Below are 18,217 nucleotides of genomic sequence, written 5' to 3'. Positions count from 1 at the left end.
TCCCCCGACGCCCGCGCCGTGCTGCCGGACACCGGGTTTATGTCCCGACCGGCCGAACTCGCGTCCATGTTCGACACCATCGTCATCGCGACGGACGGTTCCGAGAGCGTCCGCCGGGCCGTGAGCGTCGCCCTGGACCTGGCCGAGCGCTTCGACGCGGCGGTCCACGCGCTCTACGTCGTCGACGAGGGGGAAGTCGAGAGTTCGCCCGATCAGGTGCGCGAGGAGATGCGCGCCGCCCTCGACGACGACGGACGGGCGGCGCTCGAGGATATCGAAACGGCCGCCGACCGTCCGATCACGACCGCCGTCCGCGAGGGACGTCCCGCGACGAAGATCAGGGAGTACGCGACCGAACACGACGCCGATATGGTGGCGATGGGGACCCGCGGCCGGCACGGCGAGAACCGGTTTCTCATCGGCAGCGTCGCAGAGCGAGTCGTCCGCACCTGCCCGGTGCCCGTGCTCACGGTCCGACAGCTCGACGAGAGCGAACACGACGGCGGGGACGGGGTTCGCGACGCGGCCGCGAGCGCCTAGTCGACCCGTCACCGGCCGAATCGCGGGATACTTCGGGGCGGCCCGCGTCCGGTCGGTATGGACGACGACCTGATCGACGACGACGGACGCTCCCTCTCGCGGAAGTCGCGCCTCCCCGGTGCGGGCTTTTTCTATCCCGACTCGCTCGACGAGGAGTACGCCGACCGGCGCGCCCGCGAGGCCATCGAGGGCGCGGAGGCGGTGGTGGTCGCCGACGGCGACGCCGACGGCCTCGCCTGTGTGGCGCTCCTGCGGGAGCGCTACGACGCCGCGCTCGACGTGGCGCCGTTCGAGGCGTCGCTCGCGGCGCGGCTGGATCCGGGGCTGGACGACGGAGACGACGACGACGAGGACGAGGACACCGAGGACTCGCCCGTCGGCCTCGTGACCGCGAGTCCCCACTCGCTGTCCGAGGCGCTCGACCGCGTCGCCGAGTACGCCGACGCCGGCGTCGACGTCTACGTCTGTGACCTCTGTCCGGACGACGAGTCGGTCGTCGAGGCGGCCGACGCGGTGACCGACCGCGCGGCGACGGTCCGCTGGTTCGACCACCACCAGTGGGACGACGACGTGGCGAGCGCGGTCCGGGCGGCGGGTGTCGACCTCGTGATCGGCGAGTCCGACGAGGAGTGCACCGCCGACGTGGCGCTTCGCTCCCTGGCCGACGACTTCCCCGACCACCTCGTCGACCTCGCGGCAGTCACACGGGATCACGACCTCTGGATCAAGGAGGACCCCCGGAGCGACGACCTGGCTGACTACGCCCACTGGGCGAGCGCCGAGGAGTACGTGACCGTCGTCGGGCGGTACGGCCCGGCGCTTCCGGAACCGGTCGTCGACTACCTCGAGGACCGGCGCGTGGAGAAAGAGCGGTTGATCGAGGCGGCGGTCGACCGCGCCGAACTGCACGACGTCGGGCCGTGGACCGTCGGCGTCACCTACGGCCGGTGTTCGCAAAACGAGGTGGCCGAGGCGCTGCGGGAGGACGGGGCCGACGCCGCGGTGATCGTCAAACCCGCCGGCAGCGCCAGCATCCGCGGGAGCGAGGGCTTCGAGCGCGCCCACGAGGTGGCGGCACAGGTGAACGGCGGCGGCCACCCCCGCGCCGCGGGCTGCAAGCCGGACGTCTACGACGACATGCTCGACTACGCCCACCACTGGACGACCGAGGGGCAGGCGACCAAGCGGGTGATCCTCGCGGCGTTCGAACGGTTGATCGAGGACGACGGGACGGCCGACGAGTAGCGGGCCGTCGGGACGGCGGGAGTGAACGCAACGCCACGGGAGGAGGGGCGCAACCTGACCGGGACGAAAGTCGACGAGATGGCACGACCTCCCGTCGTCGGGCTCAGGAATATCTCCGGACGGAGCATCCCGATGGTATATTTACGCAGGACGACATCCCGACATATGGTAGAACCCGCCCTCATCCTTCCGCCCGAACCGGACGAACGATGGCAACTCGCCAAACAGATGGGTGTCACGCAGGCCGTCATCCACCCGCTGGAGATCGGCGACGGGCGGACCCAGTGGTCGTTCGACGACCTGCTCGGGCTACGAAACTGGCTCGAGGATGCGGGGTTGGAGTTCGCGGTCCTCGAAGGATCGGTCCCCATCTCCGACCGGATCCGCCTCGGCCGCGAGGGGCGGGACGAGGACATCGAGACGTTCAAAACATTCCTCCGTAACTGCGGTCGGGTCGGGATTCCGGTCGTCTGCTACGACTGGATGGCCGGGATTCGCTGGGCGCGCACCGGGGCACACGTCGAGTCCCGCGGCGGCTCCTACGTGACCGGCTACGACGACGCGAAACTGCGGGGAGGCGGCGACGGCGAGGGGATCACCCACGAGCAGCTGTGGGAGGCGCTCGAACACTTCCTCGAGGCGGTCGTTCCGGTCGCGGAGGAGGCGGGGGTGAAACTCGGCCTCCACCCCGACGATCCCCCCCGCGAGTCGGTTCGCGGGACGCCACGGATCGTCACCAGCGTCGACGCGTACGACCGCGTCCTCGACATCTACGACAGCGAGTACAACGGGATCACGTTCTGTCAGGGGAACTTCGCGGCCATGGGTGCGGACATCCCCGCGGCCATCCGCCGGTTCGGCGACCGGATCAACTTCGTCCACTTCCGCGACGTCGAGGGCGACGCCGACGGGTTCGTCGAGACGTGGCACGACGACGGGCCGACAGACATGCTCGCCGCCATGCGCGCGTACGAGGAGGTGGGGTTCGACGGGCCGATGCGTCCCGACCACGTGCCGACGATGGCCGGCGAGGACAACTCGAACCCGGGGTACCACACGCTGGGGCGACTGTTCGCCGTCGGGTACATGACCGGACTGCTCGAAGCCGCGAGCGAGTAACTACACCTCGCCGACGACCCAGCGATCGGAGAAGGCGGTGCCGTCGGGACAGGCGGCGTAGGCGTGGATCACGTCACCCTCTGTGTAGATGCCGCCGACCTCCTCGTTTTGTGCCTCCGCGAAGGCGAGGACGAACGCCGCGCCCTCGCCGCAGTCGGGGCAGGTACCCCCGGTCAGGCCGGGGTCGATGTCGCCTTCGGTACCCATCGCCTCCTTGGCGAAGGCCATGGCGTCCATGCCGGTCCCGGCCGAGAACAGCCGGCGGCCCTGTTCGCCCGGGACGACGAGGACGACGCCGCCGTCGACGGGAGTGCCGTGATCGGCGAGGGTGCCCTCGTCGTCGAGGTAGTCGTCGGTGAGGTAGAGCGCGACGTGGTCGAGTCGGTCGCCGGCGAGGAAGGCGTCGAGGTCGGGGTCGCTCATACCGTCGGCAGGTCGCCGAGGCGTAAAGAAGGGTCGTTTCCGGCCGGTGGGTCGACGGGACGACGGGGGTTTTTGGGCGTCGTCGTCGTCGATCGGGTATGAACCGAACACAGCTCTCGGGCGCGGCCTACGCGCTGTTCGGCACCGGACTGGTGGTCGACGGCGCGGTCGACCTGCGTGGATCGTTCGCCGTCCTCCCCGCGCTGACCGCGCTGTTCGGGGTCGGCATCCTGGTCGCCGGCGTCGTGACTCTCACCGGATCGGACGCGGCACCCCTCGACGGACGACTCGCCGTCGGCGAACGGCCGACGTGGGTGGTTGCGCTGCTCGCGCTGGCGGGGACGCTGTTGCTCGTCGGGGCGGCGTTCCGGCTACTCGTCGCGTAGGTCCTCGGCGATGGCGGTAAGCGAGTCGTCCGGGCGGCGGGTGACCGAGTACACCGTCCGGCGGCCGGGCACGCGGACGCCGTAGCGGTGGCCCGGCGTCACCTCGTCGACGTCGACGCTCCGGCCGACGTCGAGGTCGGTGCCGCGAACCCACTCGACGAGGCGGTTCGTCCCCTCGCGGTCGCTCCGCGCCAGGCGACGGTTGTCGTAGGCCCCACGGAGCAGGGGGCCCGACGCGTCGGCGTCGACGCGGGCGTGGTACTCGTCGCCGTCGAGGACCAGACGGACGAACTCGCCGGGGTCGACGGCGACGTCGTCGGGCAAGCGGAGACAGGGCCGGCGGGTGCCGCCGCTCCGGGCGAGTTCGGCACGGTACGTCGTCACCGCATCCCCGTCGCTGGCGACGCGGTCGGGCACGACTACTCGTCGTCCGCGTCGGCCTCGTCGTCGGCCTCGTCCGCGCCGAAGCCGGCGTCGCCGTCGACGACCTTCGCGTTGATCTGTGCCACGGCCTCGCTGATCTCGCGCCCGCGGACGGTCACGCGCTTTCGCTCGCCGTCGCGGGACGGATCGAAGCCGACGCCACCCTCGAGGAGGACCTCCTTGAGCGACGGCCCGGCGACGTCCGCGCGGAGGGGACGGCCGGCGTCGTCTGACCCGCCGGTCAGTTCGAGCGTCGTGCCGTCGAGGCCGACGGCGCCGCCGTCGACCTCGGCGCCGAGTTCGCGCCCGAGAAACCGGTTCGCGTCCTGTCCGTCGACCTCGAACTGCTCCGTTCGACCCGTATCCGGGTCCGAAACGACGACCTTGAAGTCTGCCATGCCCGGATTCAGACGGCCGCCGATAAAAAGCACGTCGAAACCGAGCGTCGCGGCCGACGCGCCCGGCGCGCGGGCGACGCCGAACATCCGGGGACGAATTATTAATTGATTCAGCTTATTTTGGCAAACATTCCACTCTAGATCCCGTATATTGGCAAGAGGATTAATATAGACGTGACGGCTAGGGCGAGCTAATGAGCGACGAGTGCGACTGTGACGACGGGGCGGCGGGCGCCGACCGCCGCCCGGACGGGACGGCCCGGGGCGAGCGCCTCCGGGCGTCCGTCCCGGCCATGGACTGCCCGTCGTGTGCCGGCAAGGTCGAGCGGAGCGTCCGGACGCTCGCGGGGGTGGGGACGGTCGAGACGCGGCCGGCGTCGGGGACCCTGATCGTCGACTACGACCCCGACGAGACGACGGCCGAGGCCGTCCGGGGGCGTGTCGACGCGGCGGGCTACGCCGTCGCTGACGTCGAGACGGAGACGCTCGCGGTGCCGTCGATGGACTGCTCGTCGTGTGCCGGCAAGGTCGAGTCGGCGCTGTCCGGTCTCGACGGCGTCGTCGACTACGACACCCGACCGGCGTCGGGTCGGGTCGAGGTGAGTTACGACCCCGGGCGGGCGACCCGCGGCGACGTGGTGGCGGCAGTCGAGAACGCGGGCTACGAGGTGGTCGAGGGCGACCGGACGGAGTCGTCGATCTGGCGGAGTCGGCGTGCGCTGAAGACCGGGGTCGGCGCCGTCGCCCTGCTCCTCGGGGTCGTCTTCGAGTACGCCCTCACGGGCGCGAACGCGACGCTCGCGACCGGGTTCGGGCGGACGATCACCGTCGACTGGGCGCTGTACGTCCTCGCGGCGGCGGTGGCCGGGCAGGCCATCCTGCGGAACGGGTGGTATTCGGCGCGGACCCGCAGCCTCGACATCGACTTCCTGATGAGCGCCGGCGTGGTGGGCGCCATCGCCGTCGACCTGCCCTTCGAGGCGGCGACGCTCGCGGTCCTCTTTTCGGTCTCCGAACTCCTGGAGCGCTACTCGATGGACCGCGCCCGGTCGTCGATGTCGGAGCTGATGGATCTCTCGCCCGATACGGCGACGGTGCGACGCGGGGCGGCGGGGAAGGACGGCCAGGAGGAGACGGTGCCGGTCGACGAGGTGACCGTCGGGGACCTGGTGGTGGTGCGGCCGGGCGACCGCGTGCCCGTCGACGGCGTCGTCCACGAGGGCCGGAGCGCGGTCGACGAGTCGCCGATCACGGGCGAGAGCGTCCCGGTCGACGTCGCGCCGGGGGACGAGGTGTACGCCGGCAGCATCGTCGCCGAGGGGTATCTGGAGGTGGAGGCGACGGCGCCAGCGGCGGAGTCGACGCTGTCGAAGGTGATCGACCTGGTGGAGGACGCGGAGCGCGACAAATCCGAGCGCGAGCGGTTCGTCGACCGCTTCGCGTCGTACTACACGCCGGTCGTGGTGGCGCTGGCGGTGGCGACGGCGCTCGGACCGCCGCTGCTCGTGGGCGCGGCGTTCGAGACGTGGTTCGTCCGCGGCCTGACGCTCCTGGTCGTCGCCTGTCCCTGTGCGTTCGTCATCAGCACGCCGGTCAGCGTCGTCTCGGGAATCACGAGCGCGGCACGCAACGGCGTCCTCATCAAGGGCGGGGACCGCCTGGAGGCGATGGGCGAGGTGGACACCGTCGCCCTCGACAAGACGGGGACGATCACGGCCGGCGAACTCGGCGTGACGGACGTGGTGGGGCTGAACGGGGCGAGCGAGGACGACGTCCTGGGGTGTGCGGCCGCCCTGGAGCGGCGGAGCGAACACCCCATCGCGACGGCCATCGTCGACCGCGCGACGGAGACCGGGGTGCCGGACCGCGAGGTGGCCGACTTCGAGTCGATCACGGGCGAGGGCGTCCGCGCCGACCTGGACGGCGTCACCCACTACGCGGGCAAACCAGCGCTGTTCGAGTCGCTCGGATTCGACCTCGAACACGCCCACATCGCGACCGACGGGGGCCTCGCCGTCGGCGCCGACCTCGAACCCGAGGCCTGCGACCACGGCCAGGGGGCGTACCTCGACCTCGTGAACGACGTGGTCCCGCGCCTGCAGGCCGAGGGCAAGACCGTCGTCCTCGTGGGCACGGCCGAGGAACTGGAGGGCGTGATCGCCGTGGCCGATACGGTCCGCCCGGCGGCCGCCGCGGCCGTCGACCGCCTGCACGACCTCGGGATCGAGCGGGTGGTCATGCTGACCGGCGACAACGAGCGGACCGCCCGCGCCATCGCGTCGCAGGTGGGGATCGACGAGGTGCGGGCCGACCTCCTCCCCGACGAGAAGGTGGCGGCGATCCGCGAGTTCGCGGCCGACTCCGAGGCGGCCGCGGCCGACGACGCCCGCCTGCCCTGGAACCGGACGAACGGCGGCGTGGCGATGGTGGGCGACGGCGTCAACGACGCGCCGGCGCTCGCGGCCGCGACGGTCGGCGTGGCGATGGGCGCCGCGGGCACCGACACCGCCATCGAGACGGCCGACGTGGCGCTGATGGGCGACGACCTGACGCGCCTGCCCTACCTCGTCGCGCTCGCCCAGCGGGCGAACCACGTCATCAAGACGAACATCTGGTCGTCGCTCGGCGTGAAGATGATCCTCGCGGCGGGCGCCCCGCTCGGCCTGGTGAGCGTCATCCACGCCGTCGTGATCGGCGACATGGGCATGAGCCTCGCGGTCACCGGGAACGCGATGCGGCTGGCGAACGTCGAACCGGAGGAGTGAGCCGCGCGAGGCGGGGGATCGGCGCACCGTCCGTCAGTTTCGACACCACTTTTTTCCGACTCGACCTGGTCGTCGGTGGATATGTGGGGGACACGATCGAGTGACAGCGGGTCGACCGATGGTGACATCTTTCTAACAGTATCGCCGATCGAAATCGCATCTCGATGACCGGGGGAACACGGATACGCCTCACGGCGGTAGCGATAGCGCTCCTGCTCGTCACGAGCGGCCTCGGGGCGTTCGGCGGGACCGCCGCCGCCAGTTCCGGCGGCAACCCGCCGCCAACCGCCGATCCCGGACAACTCGCCGTCTCGCTGACCGACGGCGACGGCACCGTCAACGCGACGTATCGGGTCGACGAGACGACGGGGACGATCAACGCCTCCTACGCCGGGGCGAAGGCGGACGTCAACGTCTCGTACACCGACAGTGCGACGGCCATCCAGTTCGCGCTGGACAACGCGACCGCCGAGAACGACACCGTCGTCCTCGGTGGCGGGACGTTCAACGGGAGCGTCGACGTCGGGGCGAGGACAGGTCTCACGCTCGACGGCGGGTACAGCCGCCTCGACGGGGACGCCGGCAGAGGGGACACCGTCGACGTGACGAGCAACGGGGCGACGGTGCAGAACCTCATCGTCGTCGACTCCCCGGGTACCGGAATCGACAGCCTGAACGCCGACGACGTGACGCTCCGGAACGTCGAGTCGCTCGACAGCGCGAACAACGGCATCGCCTTCGCCAACGGCACGGTCCGGAACGTGACGATCCGCGGCGGAAGCGTCGGCCTCTCGCAAGGGACATCGAACGGCTCGACCATCGCCGACGTGACGATCCGGCAAGCCCAGTACACCGGCCTCGAGATCAACAGCGCGAACCACACGGTGCGGGACGTGACGGTGAACAACACCACCAGCGGCGAGGGAATCCTGGAAGCCGGCCGGAACAACACCTACGAGAACGTCACGGTCACGAACAGCAGCACCGAGGGGTTCGAGGTCGGGGAGTCTGAGGTGTCCAGCACGAACGCGACGCTCCGGAACGTGACCGTGGAGGACAATGCGGCGAACGGGATCATCGCCGACGAGGGCGACGGCGTCCTGCTGTCGAACGTCACCGCTGTCGACAACGGCGAACACGGCGTCCGGCTCGAAATCTCGGGAACGGTCCGCCATCTCACCGCGACTGGCAACGACTGGGACGGGCTCAAGACCACGTTCGGCAGCGACGGCGCGACTATCGTCGACGTCACCGCGAAGCGGAACGGCGACGGGCTAGAGATCAGCGCGGCCAACACGACCGTTCGGGACGCGGTCGTCACGAACAACCGCGACTACGGAGTGAGCGCGACGGGGTACGTGAACAACACGTTCGACGACGTGACGATCACCCGGCACGGTCGCACCGGGATCAGACTCGGCGAAGGGGGGACGCTGGTCGACAGCGTCGTCTTGGACAACGCGAAGAACACCTTCGGCGGTTCGGGAATCTTCGTGAAAGGAAAGAACGCCACCGTCCGGAACGTGACGGTTTGGGGCAACGGTCTCGACGTCGAGGCGGCGAACGTCGTCGTCCGGAATCTCACCCAGAAGGGGAGTAGCGGTACCGGTTTGGCGGTCGACGCCAGCAACGTGACCGTCGACGACGTGAGCGTCCGGAACAACCTCCACTACGGCCTGAACGACCAGAATGGGGACAACGCCTTCTCGAACGTCACCGCCGTCGACAACGGTGACTGGGGCATCCGCGTCTCGAAGGGAACGATCCTGACGGACAGCCGTGCGTCGAACAACGGCGACGGCTCCGAGTCCGGCGTCAGGGTGGACGAACGGAACATCACGCTCCGGAACGTGACGGCGACGGGGAGTCCCGAGGGATTCAACGTCAGAGAGCCGAACGCGACTCTCACCGACGTCGTCGCCCGGAACAACAGTCAGATCGGATTCAGGGTCAAGGATCGAAACGCCACCCTGACCGACGTCGTCGCCCGGAACAACGCCGACGGGATCAGGATCGTCAACGACGGGTTCGACGCGACCCTGCGGAACGCCACGGTCGCGAACAACTCGGACGACGGCGTGTACCTCGAGGACCGAAGCGCCAGAGGACTCCTGATCGCCAACGCGACGGTACGGGACAACGGGAACGCCGGAATCGACATCAGCCCGCAGACCGGGTCACGGATCGTCGACACGACGCTGACCGCGAACGGCGGGCCGGAGCTGAACGTGCAGCCGACCACCGACACCTTCGAGGTGTCACCGGCACCGCTCGACGCCTCGAACGTCACCGTGGGAGCGACGACGTTCGATGCCATCGAAGCGAAAAACGTCTCGTTCGAGGGGTCGGCTACGTCCCCGTCCCCGGGTGACGAGCGGAAGCGGGCCAGGACTGTCGGGAAACTGAGCAGGTTGGACGCCGGCGCGTTCGCCGACGTGACCGTCGACTACACCACCAACGACACGCTCGGACTGCAGGAATCGAGCCTCGTACTCGCCCGATACGACTCCGCGTCCGGGTCGTACGCGCCGGCCGCGAGCACCCCCGATTCGGCGGCCAACATCGTCACGGCCAACCTCACCAGCTTCGGACCGGTCGTCGTCCTCGGCGACCCCGAGAGCGGCGAGGGCGGAACCGTCGTCGACGGCACCTCGACCGGGACGCTGGACGTGAACGGCACGGAGGTCGTCGACGCGAGCATCGACTACACGGCGGGGCAGAGCGGTACGGCGACGGTCAGCGACCTGTCGTCGAAGCCGTCGAGCGTGCCGAACGCGACGACGAGCGGCGGCGTCGACGTGAACCGCGTGGCGTCGTACGTCGAGATCACGGCGCCGGAGCCGGCGAGTGGCGCGAACGCGACGGTCGAAATCGTCGTCGACCGAAGTCGGATCGGCGAGCCGAACGACACGCAGGTGTGGCGGTACGTGGGCGGCGGGAACGGCTACCAGCCCCTCGCGACGCAGGTCCAGAGCGTGACCGGAAGTAGCGTGCGGTTGTCGTTCGAGACGCCCGGGTTCTCCGTCTTCATGGTCGGCGATCCGACCGCCGAGACCGCCGGCGGTGCGTCCGGTGGCGGGGGGAGCGCCGGCATCGGGGAGTCGATCCTCGCCGGCGAGCGCTCCGTGACTCAGGCGCTGTACGAGGGGACTGCACGTCGGGTGACCGTCGAGTTCGACCGAGAGACGACGGGTGCCGTCGCCGTCGAGTCGGTCGGCAGCCTCCCCGACGCAGCCCCGGACCCCGACGGACGGACCGTCGCGGCCGTCGACGTAACCGTCCCCGACGATGCGGCGAGCCGATCCGCGACCGTCGAGATCGCCGTGCCGCGATCGGCGGTCGAGGGTACGGGAGTCGATCCCGCGGCGCTCCGGGTCGTCGAGTTCGAACGGGGGAGCGACGACCTCCGGCGACTCGACACCGAGGTGATCGATCGTGGCGACGGGACGGTCGTACTCGCGGCCGAGACGCCCGGGTTCTCGACGTTCGCGGTCGTCGCGCCGACGAGCCCGGGGACGGCGGTACGGACGCCGACGCGGACGGCGACGTCGGATCGGTCGCCGAGCGAGATGGACACGGCGACGCCGAGCGGTACCGCGACGTCGACGCGGACCACGACGCCGAGCGGTACCGCGACGCCGAGTCCCGAATCGACCGGAGGGAGTGGCGATGGGTTCGGCTGGTTCGTCGCGCTCGTCGCCCTGTCGGCTGTAGCCGCGGCGACGCGGTCGGACTGAGCTCGTCCGCACCGCACATCGACGGGGTCCACGCCCGACGTCGAGGGGAAACGGTTTTTGAACGCCCGCCACGGAGGGTGCGTATGACGGCGCGGACGCTCGTGGTCGTCGGGCTGCTCGTCCTCGCGGGGTGTACGACGCCGCTCGATCCGGAGGCGACGACGGCGACGCCGACGCCGACCCCCGTGGCGGCCGACGGATCGACGACGCGGCCGGCGGAGTCGGCCACGCCGACGGGGTCGGCGGCGACGGCGAATCCGGACGGGAACCCGTGGGGGGTCGACCCCGTCGTGATCGCCGTCCGCAACGAGGGCGAGCGCGACCGGGCGTTCGCGCCGCGGGTGCGCGAGGCGGCGGCGTTCTGGGAGGCGAACGGCGAGCAGTACCTCGGCTTCCCGGTGCAGTACGAGGTGCGGCCCGACGCCGCGGATCCGGACCTCGTGATCGCGTTCACCGACACGCTGCCGGACTGTGGGGGCGTTGCGGACGCGGTCGGGTGTGCCCCACGGATCACCGACTCCCGGATGATCGACCGCCCGGAGACGGTGTGGGTGAAGACGGGGCTGTCGAACGACTCGACGACGCTCGTCACCGAACACGAACTCGGACACACGCTCGGACTGGGGCACGACGACGAGCCGCAGTCGGTGATGCAGGCGCGGTCGGTCATCTACACCGAACCGCAGCCGAACGCGACGGAGCGGGCGTTCCCTTGGGCCGACGGCGACTTCACCGTCCGGGTCGACCGGGAGAACGCCTCGGACCCGGACGGCGTCGACCGGCAGGTCGGGCACGCGCTGTCCTACTACGAGTCGGGCGCGCCGGGGATGCCGGACAACCTCTCTTTCGAGCGGACCGAGGCGCCGAACGCGACGGTCCGCGTCCGGTTCGGCGCGACGCGGACCTGCGGGGCCTCGAGTGGCTCGTGTGTCAACACGTACGGCACCGATCCGGACGGCGACGGCGCCATCGAGACGTACAAGCGGGTCGAAATCCGGCTGGTCGACCTCGACACCGACGCGGTGGGGTGGCACGTCGGCTACTGGCTGGCACACGTCTTCGGCGCCGAGGCCGACGGGGAGAAACCCCCGCCGTTCCGGGACGCGAGCTACCGCGAGCGACGAAGCGAATGGTGGCGGTAGCGTGGACGAAGAGCGCCTCGACGCCGCGCTCGCGGACGCCTTCGACGCCGGCGCGGGGGAGCGTCGGGCAGTGGTCCGAGCGGCCCGGGATCTGACGGACGCCGGTCGCCTGACGACCGACCGGGGGACGGCGCCGGACGCCGAGACGGTCGTCGCGGAACTCGCGGACGCCCCCGACGGCGCGTCGCTCGCCGAGCGGTGGAACTGGTGGGTCGGCGCGCTCGACGTCGCGTACGGCGGCTACGCCGAGTTCCGGATCAATCGGTACGAGGGGAACGACAGGCGTGGTTGATCGACGTACAAGTTTACTTTTCCAGGCGAAAGTCTGATTTCCGTGCTGGCACGAGAATCACAACCGCGCCCGGACTAGGGAAAAAATACTTGAGGAGCGCGGGCGGAGTGACGGCGATGGAAGAGAGCGCCGACCGCGAGGCTGGCGTCCTGCAGAGCAAGCGTGCCGCGACCCGGTATCAGATCCTAGTCGGCATCGCGGAGCGACAGCCGGCCGTCAGCCAGCGGGAGATCGCGGACGACATTGGTATCACCGCACAGGCGGTAAGCGACTACCTCCAAGGGCTCATCGAGGAGGGATACGTCCGGAGCCCCGGGCGCGGGCGGTACGAGGTGACCAAGGAAGGCGTCGACTGGCTCATCGGGCGGACGGACGAACTCCGGGAGTTCGTCGGCCACGTCGCCGAGGACGTGATCGGCCAGGTCGAGATCGAAACCGCACTCGCCACCGCGCCGATCATGGAAGGCGAAGCGGTCTCGCTGTCGATGCGCGGCGGCGTCCTCCGGGCGACGCCCGGCGCGACGGGAAGCACAACCGCGGTTGCCGTCACGAGCGCCGATCCGGGGCGTGACGTGGGCGTCACCGACTTCGAGGGCGTCCTCGACTACGACCTCGGGCGGGTGACCGCCGTCTCGATCCCCCGGGTGCAGGACGGCGGGAGCGCGGCGGTGGAGACGGCGACGTTCGCCGGCCACGCGGCCGACGCGGACCTGGTCGCGACGGCGGGCACCGAGGCGTACGCGGCGGCGCAGGCGGCCGACCTCGATCCCGACGTGCGCTTCGGGACGCCGGAGGCCGTCGGGGAGGCCGCCGCCCGGGGGCTCGACATTCTGTTGCTCGCCGTCGCGGACGAACTCTCGACGCACCTGGATCGCCTCCGGGACGGCAACATCAACTACCGGGTCGTTGACACGGCGGAGTGATCAGACGGTGAACTCGTCGCCGACCGCGGGCGCCGTCGCCTCGAAGCCGTCGGCGGCGAGTTCCGCCGCGAACGCCACACAGCGGTCGCCGTGGTTCACCAACACGCGCGTGTCCCGGTACGACTCGAGGAACTCGCGGAGGCCGGTCCGGTCGGCGTGGGCGGAGAAATCGTACTGTTCGACCTGCGCGCTGACGGGCATCACGCGGCCGTCGATTTTGGCGCTCCCCGTCTCCACGAGGTCCCGCCCGGGGGTCCCCTCGACCTGATAGCCGGTCATCGTGACCTTGTTGGTCGGGTTGGCCCGGATCTCGGGGATGTAGGTCATGGCGGGGCCGCCGGAGAGCATCCCGCTGGTGGTGATGATCGCCGCCTTCTGGTCGGTGATGCGCTTGCGCTGTCCGTCGCGCCCGGTGACGAACCGGGCGTGGGACGCCGCCCGCCGGAGCGCGTCGGCGTCGCGGACGAACTCGGGATACCCCCGAAGCATCTCGGTGACGCCTTTCCCCATCCCGTCGACGTAACAGGGGATGTCGTACGCCTCGCAGACGAGCATCATCTCCTGGGTGCGTCCGATCGCGAACGCCGGAACGACGACCGTACCGCCCTCCCACAGCGTCCGCTCGACGCTCCGCGCGAACCGCTGCTCGACGTCTTCCCGGGCCTCGTGTTCGACGTCGGCGTACGTGCTCTCGCAGAGCACCACGTCCGCGTCGGGCCGCGCGGTCGTCCCCGAGACGAGCCGCTGGTCGTCGGTGTGGAAATCGCCCGTATAGAGGAGCCGGGTGTCGCCGTCGTCCACGAGGACGTGCGCGCTGCCGGGGATGTGCCCGGCGTCGTAGAGCGTCACCTCGTGGCCGGCCGCCGCGAACGTCTCACGGTACCCGTGTGGCTCCGAGACCTCGGTGACGCGTTTGAGGTCGTTCTCCGTGAACGGACACCGGTACGACCCGCCGTGGAGCTTGAGCGTGTCACGAGCGAGGGTGAGCGCGAGTTCGTACGTCGGCGGCGTCCAGTGGACGGGCGGTCGGTCGTCACCGGAGAGCAGCGACGGGACCGTCCCGACGTGGTCGAGGTGGCCGTGGCTGACGACGACCGCCCCGGGGGACGGGGTCTCCACCGGGAACTGGGGCGGGTTCCCGGTCAGCATCCCGAAATCCAGCAGGAGGCGGTCGTTCACGAGGACGGCGCTCCGACCGACCTCGCGAGCCCCGCCGAGAAACCGGATGTCCATCGGCGGGCCGTAGACGGGGGTCCCGTTTGGGTCCGTCGATCCGAGCCTACCGCTCCGCGACGACGACCACGTGCCGGAGATGCGGGAGGGCATCGTGGGCCCGGCGGATCCGTTCGGTGACGGCCGCGGGATCGAGGTCCAGACGCCGGAGGACGGCGGCGAGGGGCCGCCCGCCCAGCGCGTCCGCCAGCCGCAGGTACAGCGCGGTCCAGGTCCGGAACCGGCCGACGCTGTGGGCGGTGACGTCCTCGACGGAACGGACGGTGAGGTGGTCCGCGACGACGCGCTCGTAGGCGTCGGCCGCGAGAAGCGGCGGCATGTCCCACGCGTCGGCGAAGGCGTCGACCGCGCGGCGGGCGGCGTCGTCGACGTCCGGGGCCGCCACGAGGTCCGAACAGACGACGACGCCGCCGGGTTCGAGGACGCGCCGTAGTTCGGCGAAGACGGCCGCGGTGTCGGGGACGTAGACGATCGAGTCGGCCGCGACGCAGGCGGGGACCGCCTCGGCGACGACCGGGAGACGGGTCGCGTCGCCGACGACGAACGCCGGATCGACGCCGGCCGACCGGGCCGTCTCGGCGGCCCGGCGGACGTTGTAGGGGACGAGGTCGACCCCGATCACGTCGAAGCCGAAGCGTTCGGCGAGGCGGACGGCGGGGCCGCCCCGTCCACAGCCGAGGTCGAGGAGGCGGACGCCGTCGGTCGCGGGGAGCGCGGCCGCGAGTCGGTCGCCGAGGCGGTCGGCGAGCCGCGCCTGGCTCGACCCGACGGCGTGGGGGAGATACCACGGCGAGTAGCCGAGGTTGAGGAAGGCCTCGGTGTCGAGCAGGTGGTCGAACCCCCGCCAGACGTCGGCGCGCTCGCCGCGGTAGGAGAACTGGTCGGCGATCCGCTCCCGGAGGTCTCGGGCCATCTACCGGCGCTCGGACACCTCCGAATAACAGTACGCCGACTCGTCGCAGTACGCCAGGTCGGCACAGCCGCGGGGTCGCTGGTAGTCGATATCCCTGTGTCGTCGGAGGTAGGTCACGTAGCCGTCGTCGACGCGGTCGAGGACGTCGTGACAGAGCCACTTCTCGCCGAACCACGCCGCGCCGAGGTTCCGGTAGGGACACAGGAAGACCGTCCGCTCGACGTCGTCGACCCGCGGGGTCTCGACGACGTCGACGCCGACGAGGCGGTAGGCCAAGCGGAGGCGACGGGCGACGGTCGTCGGGGTGTCGGCACCGAGAAAGAGGACGTGGGCAACCGCGTAACCGAACGCGTGTAGCGCCGCTCTGAGCATACCGGCGGTACGGCCTCCGCTCCGAAATACGTGGCCCCGGCGTCATACTGTTTGGCGTAAGTCATTACCGGTGGTTCGCCGGACTTCTGTCGAACCACCGGTGAACAGTTACAGTACTCCGTATCAGGGTTCGAGGACGTACTCGATCCGCTCGACGTCAGCCCCCTTCGAGACGCGGTTCGTGAGCCGGACGGCCCCCACCTCGCCCAGCCGGTCGACGTGGGTCCCCCCGCAGGGACACAGGTCGAAGTCGCCGATGGCGACGACCCGGAGTGGATCGACGCTCTCGGGGATGGAGTCGAGTTGGGTCCGCCCCTCCGGCACCGCGTCCTCGACGGCCGCACGGGGGCGCTCGACCTTCTCGACGGGGAGGTTCCGGTCGAGAATCCGGTTGGTCAGGCGCTCGACTGTCGCCAGGTCCTCGTCGTCGAAGTCGGCGGGTTCGAAATCGATCCGGGCACCGTCGACCGAGACGCTGTTGCCCACCGTCGCCGCCCCGTACTCGTCGAGGACGACCCGCGAGACGACGTGTTGGGCGGTGTGGGTCCGGCGGAGTCGGTCGCGCCGGCCGGCGTCGATCCGACCGGTGACCGTCGCACCCGGTTCGGGGAGCGACCCCTCGACGTCGGCGACGTGATGGCGCACGTCGCCGTGGTTCTTCTCGGCGTCGACGACGGTCGCCCGGCCGCGGTCCCACGACAGTTCGCCCCGGTCCGGGGGCTGGCCGCCGCCACCCGGGTAGAAGTACGTCCCGTCGAGGACGACGTAGTCGTCGGTCGTTTCGGTCACGGTCGCCTCGAACTCGGTGACGCCGTCGGCGGCGGGCAGATAGCGGAGGTCGGTCACGGGGGATCGATCGGTCCCCCAGGGACAAAACGGATGGGGCGGAGACGGCCGGGAGTCGCCGGACGGGAGCGTTCCGAGAATCCGGGAACGCGCCCCGGAGTACTTTATTCGCCCGCGGGGAGCCCGACGGGAGGTGTGAAAGCTATGCACGATCCGTCCGATTGGTCCCGGCGCGAGTTCGTGACCGTCTCCCTCCTCGGCACCGGCGCGTTGGCCGGCTGCACGGCACGAGGGCAATCGACCGGCGCGACGTCCGGCGCCGGTCACGATCACGACGACTGCGGCTGTCTCGACGACTGGTTGGCCGACGCGAACGGTTACGAGGGGGCAGTCGAGCGGTACGCCCCCGACGCCGACCCGACGGTGACCGTCGGCGACGGCCGCGGGGCGGGCCACGGCCACGACGCGTTCGGGCCCGCCGCCGTCCGCGTCGTCCCCGGCACGACCGTCACGTGGGAGTGGAGCGGTCGCGGCGACCCCGCGAACGTCGTCGCCGCCGACGGGGCGTTCGATAGCGGTGCCCCCGTCGGATCCCACGGGACGACGTTCGCCCACCGGTTCGAGGAGCGTGGGGTCTATCGCTACGTCTCGGAGCCGAGCCGCGACGCCGGCATGATCGGCGTCGTCGTCGTGGCCGACCCCCCGTCGAGCGACTATCCGGCCGTCGACGACTGGCTGGCCGGGGTGAACATCTACGACGGGACGGTCGTCGACTGGCGGGACTACTCGTCGCCACTCGTCACCGTCGGTTCGGCGGAGGGGGAGAGCGACTTCACGTTCTCGCCCCCGGCGGCCCGGGTGTCGCCCGGGACGACCGTCCGCTGGGTGTGGACGGGGGGACCCCACCAGATCCGCTTCGAGGACGCCGACATCGGGACGGAGGTGTACACCGAGCCGGGTGTCCGGTTCGAACACACGTTCGAGGAGCCGGGGACCTACCGCTACGCCTGCGCGCCGCACCACTCGCTCGGCGCGAGGGGTGCCATCGTCGTCGAGTCGGAGGCGGAGTCCGGCTGATTCACTCGGACGGCACCGCGGGCCCGAACTCGTCGACCGGCATCACCGAGTAGTCGACGCTGAGGGTGTCCTGGGTCGCCCGGATCTTGCCGACGAACGTGGAGATGGGTTCCAGCCGCCCTTCGAGGACGAACAGCTCCATGCAGTAGTGGGAGCCGACGTGGCTGTGGAAGTTGGCGGCGACCAACCCCTCGTAGTCGTGACGGAGCCCCATCATTCGCTCCTCGACGCTCGTGGTCTCGTAGTCGAAGATGACCGTCACGACCGCCATGAGGTCGCGGTTCTCCAGTCGCTTGTCCTCGAACTCGCCGAGGAGGGATCGGGAGGCGTCGCGGACGACCTCGCTCCGGCCGGTGTAGCCGTGTTCGTCCGCGAAGGCGTCGATCCGCTCTACCAGTTCCTCGGGCATCGAGACGCTGACCACCGTCATGTATTAACACATC

Annotated in this window: 18 protein-coding genes; 10 read left to right on the top strand and 8 right to left on the bottom strand. The window is 70.3% G+C overall.

Annotated elements, in window-relative coordinates; genetic code table 11:
• Positions 1-66 precede the first annotated feature (66 nt).
• The 3 genes from NO364_RS17060 (at position 67) to NO364_RS17050 (ending at position 2,904) form a co-directional block, all read left to right on the top strand.
• On the top strand, positions 67-540 hold the full coding sequence (locus NO364_RS17060) for a universal stress protein (protein ID WP_157689744.1): 474 nt from the start codon (positions 67-69) through the stop codon (positions 538-540).
• A 57-nt stretch (positions 541-597) separates the two neighbouring features.
• Positions 598-1,785: a DHH family phosphoesterase gene (locus NO364_RS17055; protein ID WP_257628115.1), complete on the top strand. Its 1,188-nt coding sequence runs from the start codon at positions 598-600 to the stop codon at positions 1,783-1,785.
• A gap of 165 nt (positions 1,786-1,950) precedes the next feature.
• The gene (locus NO364_RS17050; protein ID WP_157689746.1) at positions 1,951-2,904 is read left to right on the top strand and encodes a mannonate dehydratase; all 954 of its coding nucleotides are present in this window, start codon (positions 1,951-1,953) and stop codon (positions 2,902-2,904) included.
• On the opposite strand, the gene NO364_RS17045 is transcribed toward NO364_RS17050, so the two are convergent.
• The gene (locus NO364_RS17045) at positions 2,905-3,327 is read right to left on the bottom strand and encodes a DUF5807 family protein (protein WP_157689747.1); all 423 of its coding nucleotides are present in this window, start codon (positions 3,325-3,327) and stop codon (positions 2,905-2,907) included. It lies immediately after the preceding gene.
• Between the two features lie 98 nt (positions 3,328-3,425).
• On the opposite strand from NO364_RS17045, the gene NO364_RS17040 reads away from it, so the two are divergent.
• Positions 3,426-3,713 carry a hypothetical protein gene (locus NO364_RS17040; protein WP_157689748.1) on the top strand — a complete coding sequence of 96 codons (288 nt, stop codon included), beginning with the start codon at positions 3,426-3,428 and terminating at the stop codon, positions 3,711-3,713.
• Here the strand turns inward: NO364_RS17040 and NO364_RS17035 are convergent.
• Positions 3,699-4,130, bottom strand: coding sequence for a DUF7112 family protein (locus NO364_RS17035; protein WP_157689749.1), 432 nt, complete (start codon positions 4,128-4,130; stop codon positions 3,699-3,701). The two genes, NO364_RS17040 and NO364_RS17035, sit on opposite strands and share 15 nt — an antisense overlap.
• A gap of 2 nt (positions 4,131-4,132) precedes the next feature.
• Positions 4,133-4,534, bottom strand: coding sequence for a 30S ribosomal protein S6e (locus NO364_RS17030; RefSeq protein ID WP_157689750.1), 402 nt, complete (start codon positions 4,532-4,534; stop codon positions 4,133-4,135).
• A 194-nt stretch (positions 4,535-4,728) separates the two neighbouring features.
• Here NO364_RS17030 and NO364_RS17025 point away from each other — a divergent pair, with 194 nt between their 5' ends.
• The 5 genes from NO364_RS17025 to NO364_RS17005 all read left to right on the top strand — a co-directional run bounded on the left by NO364_RS17025 (position 4,729) and on the right by NO364_RS17005 (position 13,393).
• The gene (locus NO364_RS17025) at positions 4,729-7,299 is read left to right on the top strand and encodes a heavy metal translocating P-type ATPase (RefSeq protein ID WP_257628114.1); all 2,571 of its coding nucleotides are present in this window, start codon (positions 4,729-4,731) and stop codon (positions 7,297-7,299) included.
• Positions 7,300-7,463: 164 nt separating this feature from the next.
• Positions 7,464-11,036 (top strand): right-handed parallel beta-helix repeat-containing protein, encoded by a 3,573-nt coding sequence (locus tag NO364_RS17020; RefSeq protein ID WP_257628113.1) that lies wholly within the window; start codon positions 7,464-7,466, stop codon positions 11,034-11,036.
• Between the two features lie 83 nt (positions 11,037-11,119).
• Positions 11,120-12,178, top strand: coding sequence for a matrixin family metalloprotease (locus tag NO364_RS17015; RefSeq protein ID WP_257628112.1), 1,059 nt, complete (start codon positions 11,120-11,122; stop codon positions 12,176-12,178).
• A gap of 1 nt (position 12,179) precedes the next feature.
• Positions 12,180-12,470 (top strand): WNWW family protein, encoded by a 291-nt coding sequence (locus NO364_RS17010; RefSeq protein ID WP_257628111.1) that lies wholly within the window; start codon positions 12,180-12,182, stop codon positions 12,468-12,470.
• Between the two features lie 116 nt (positions 12,471-12,586).
• The gene (locus NO364_RS17005) at positions 12,587-13,393 is read left to right on the top strand and encodes a DUF7839 domain-containing protein (RefSeq protein WP_157689755.1); all 807 of its coding nucleotides are present in this window, start codon (positions 12,587-12,589) and stop codon (positions 13,391-13,393) included.
• Here NO364_RS17005 and NO364_RS17000 read toward each other — a convergent pair whose 3' ends face one another.
• The 4 genes from NO364_RS17000 to NO364_RS16985 form a co-directional block, all read right to left on the bottom strand.
• Entirely contained in the window at positions 13,394-14,626 is a 1,233-nt protein-coding gene (locus NO364_RS17000) for an MBL fold metallo-hydrolase (protein WP_257629128.1), read from the bottom strand. It lies immediately after the preceding gene.
• A 46-nt stretch (positions 14,627-14,672) separates the two neighbouring features.
• Positions 14,673-15,539, bottom strand: a complete 867-nt coding sequence (locus NO364_RS16995; protein ID WP_257628110.1) for a class I SAM-dependent methyltransferase — start codon at positions 15,537-15,539, stop codon at positions 14,673-14,675.
• The gene (locus tag NO364_RS16990; protein WP_157689757.1) at positions 15,540-15,911 is read right to left on the bottom strand and encodes a hypothetical protein; all 372 of its coding nucleotides are present in this window, start codon (positions 15,909-15,911) and stop codon (positions 15,540-15,542) included.
• Positions 15,912-16,034: 123 nt separating this feature from the next.
• On the bottom strand, positions 16,035-16,757 hold the full coding sequence (locus tag NO364_RS16985) for an alanyl-tRNA editing protein (RefSeq protein WP_257628109.1): 723 nt from the start codon (positions 16,755-16,757) through the stop codon (positions 16,035-16,037).
• Between the two features lie 144 nt (positions 16,758-16,901).
• Between NO364_RS16985 and NO364_RS16980 the strand changes: the two genes are divergently transcribed.
• The gene (locus tag NO364_RS16980) at positions 16,902-17,774 is read left to right on the top strand and encodes a halocyanin domain-containing protein (RefSeq protein ID WP_157689759.1); all 873 of its coding nucleotides are present in this window, start codon (positions 16,902-16,904) and stop codon (positions 17,772-17,774) included.
• A gap of 1 nt (position 17,775) precedes the next feature.
• On the opposite strand, the gene NO364_RS16975 is transcribed toward NO364_RS16980, so the two are convergent.
• Positions 17,776-18,204, bottom strand: coding sequence for a CopG family ribbon-helix-helix protein (locus tag NO364_RS16975; protein WP_157689760.1), 429 nt, complete (start codon positions 18,202-18,204; stop codon positions 17,776-17,778).
• Positions 18,205-18,217: the final 13 nt, after the last annotated feature.

Source organism: Haloplanus salinarum (assembly GCF_024498175.1).
In the GTDB taxonomy this organism is placed as follows: Archaea; Halobacteriota; Halobacteria; order Halobacteriales; family Haloferacaceae; genus Haloplanus; species Haloplanus salinarum.
The sequence above is the reverse complement of the archived record's forward strand: the minus strand, read 5'-3'. Positions and strand labels throughout refer to the sequence as shown.

Bases quoted from the DNA above. Each gene is read 5' to 3' on its own strand.
- NO364_RS16995 (WP_257628110.1), bottom strand. From the start codon at position 15,539: ATGGCCCGAGACCTCCGGGAGCGGATCGCCGACCAGTTCTCCTACCGC.
- NO364_RS17055 (WP_257628115.1), top strand. From the start codon at position 598: ATGGACGACGACCTGATCGACGACGACGGACGCTCCCTCTCGCGGAAG.
- NO364_RS16975 (WP_157689760.1), bottom strand. From the start codon at position 18,204: ATGACGGTGGTCAGCGTCTCGATGCCCGAGGAACTGGTAGAGCGGATC.
- NO364_RS16980 (WP_157689759.1), top strand. From the start codon at position 16,902: ATGCACGATCCGTCCGATTGGTCCCGGCGCGAGTTCGTGACCGTCTCC.
- NO364_RS17060 (WP_157689744.1), top strand. From the start codon at position 67: ATGTTCGACACCATCGTCATCGCGACGGACGGTTCCGAGAGCGTCCGC.
- NO364_RS17000 (WP_257629128.1), bottom strand. From the start codon at position 14,626: ATGGACATCCGGTTTCTCGGCGGGGCTCGCGAGGTCGGTCGGAGCGCC.
- NO364_RS17040 (WP_157689748.1), top strand. From the start codon at position 3,426: ATGAACCGAACACAGCTCTCGGGCGCGGCCTACGCGCTGTTCGGCACC.
- NO364_RS17015 (WP_257628112.1), top strand. From the start codon at position 11,120: ATGACGGCGCGGACGCTCGTGGTCGTCGGGCTGCTCGTCCTCGCGGGG.
- NO364_RS17020 (WP_257628113.1), top strand. From the start codon at position 7,464: ATGACCGGGGGAACACGGATACGCCTCACGGCGGTAGCGATAGCGCTC.
- NO364_RS17030 (WP_157689750.1), bottom strand. From the start codon at position 4,534: ATGGCAGACTTCAAGGTCGTCGTTTCGGACCCGGATACGGGTCGAACG.
- NO364_RS16990 (WP_157689757.1), bottom strand. From the start codon at position 15,911: ATGCTCAGAGCGGCGCTACACGCGTTCGGTTACGCGGTTGCCCACGTC.
- NO364_RS17005 (WP_157689755.1), top strand. From the start codon at position 12,587: ATGGAAGAGAGCGCCGACCGCGAGGCTGGCGTCCTGCAGAGCAAGCGT.
- NO364_RS17025 (WP_257628114.1), top strand. From the start codon at position 4,729: ATGAGCGACGAGTGCGACTGTGACGACGGGGCGGCGGGCGCCGACCGC.
- NO364_RS17050 (WP_157689746.1), top strand. From the start codon at position 1,951: ATGGTAGAACCCGCCCTCATCCTTCCGCCCGAACCGGACGAACGATGG.
- NO364_RS17045 (WP_157689747.1), bottom strand. From the start codon at position 3,327: ATGAGCGACCCCGACCTCGACGCCTTCCTCGCCGGCGACCGACTCGAC.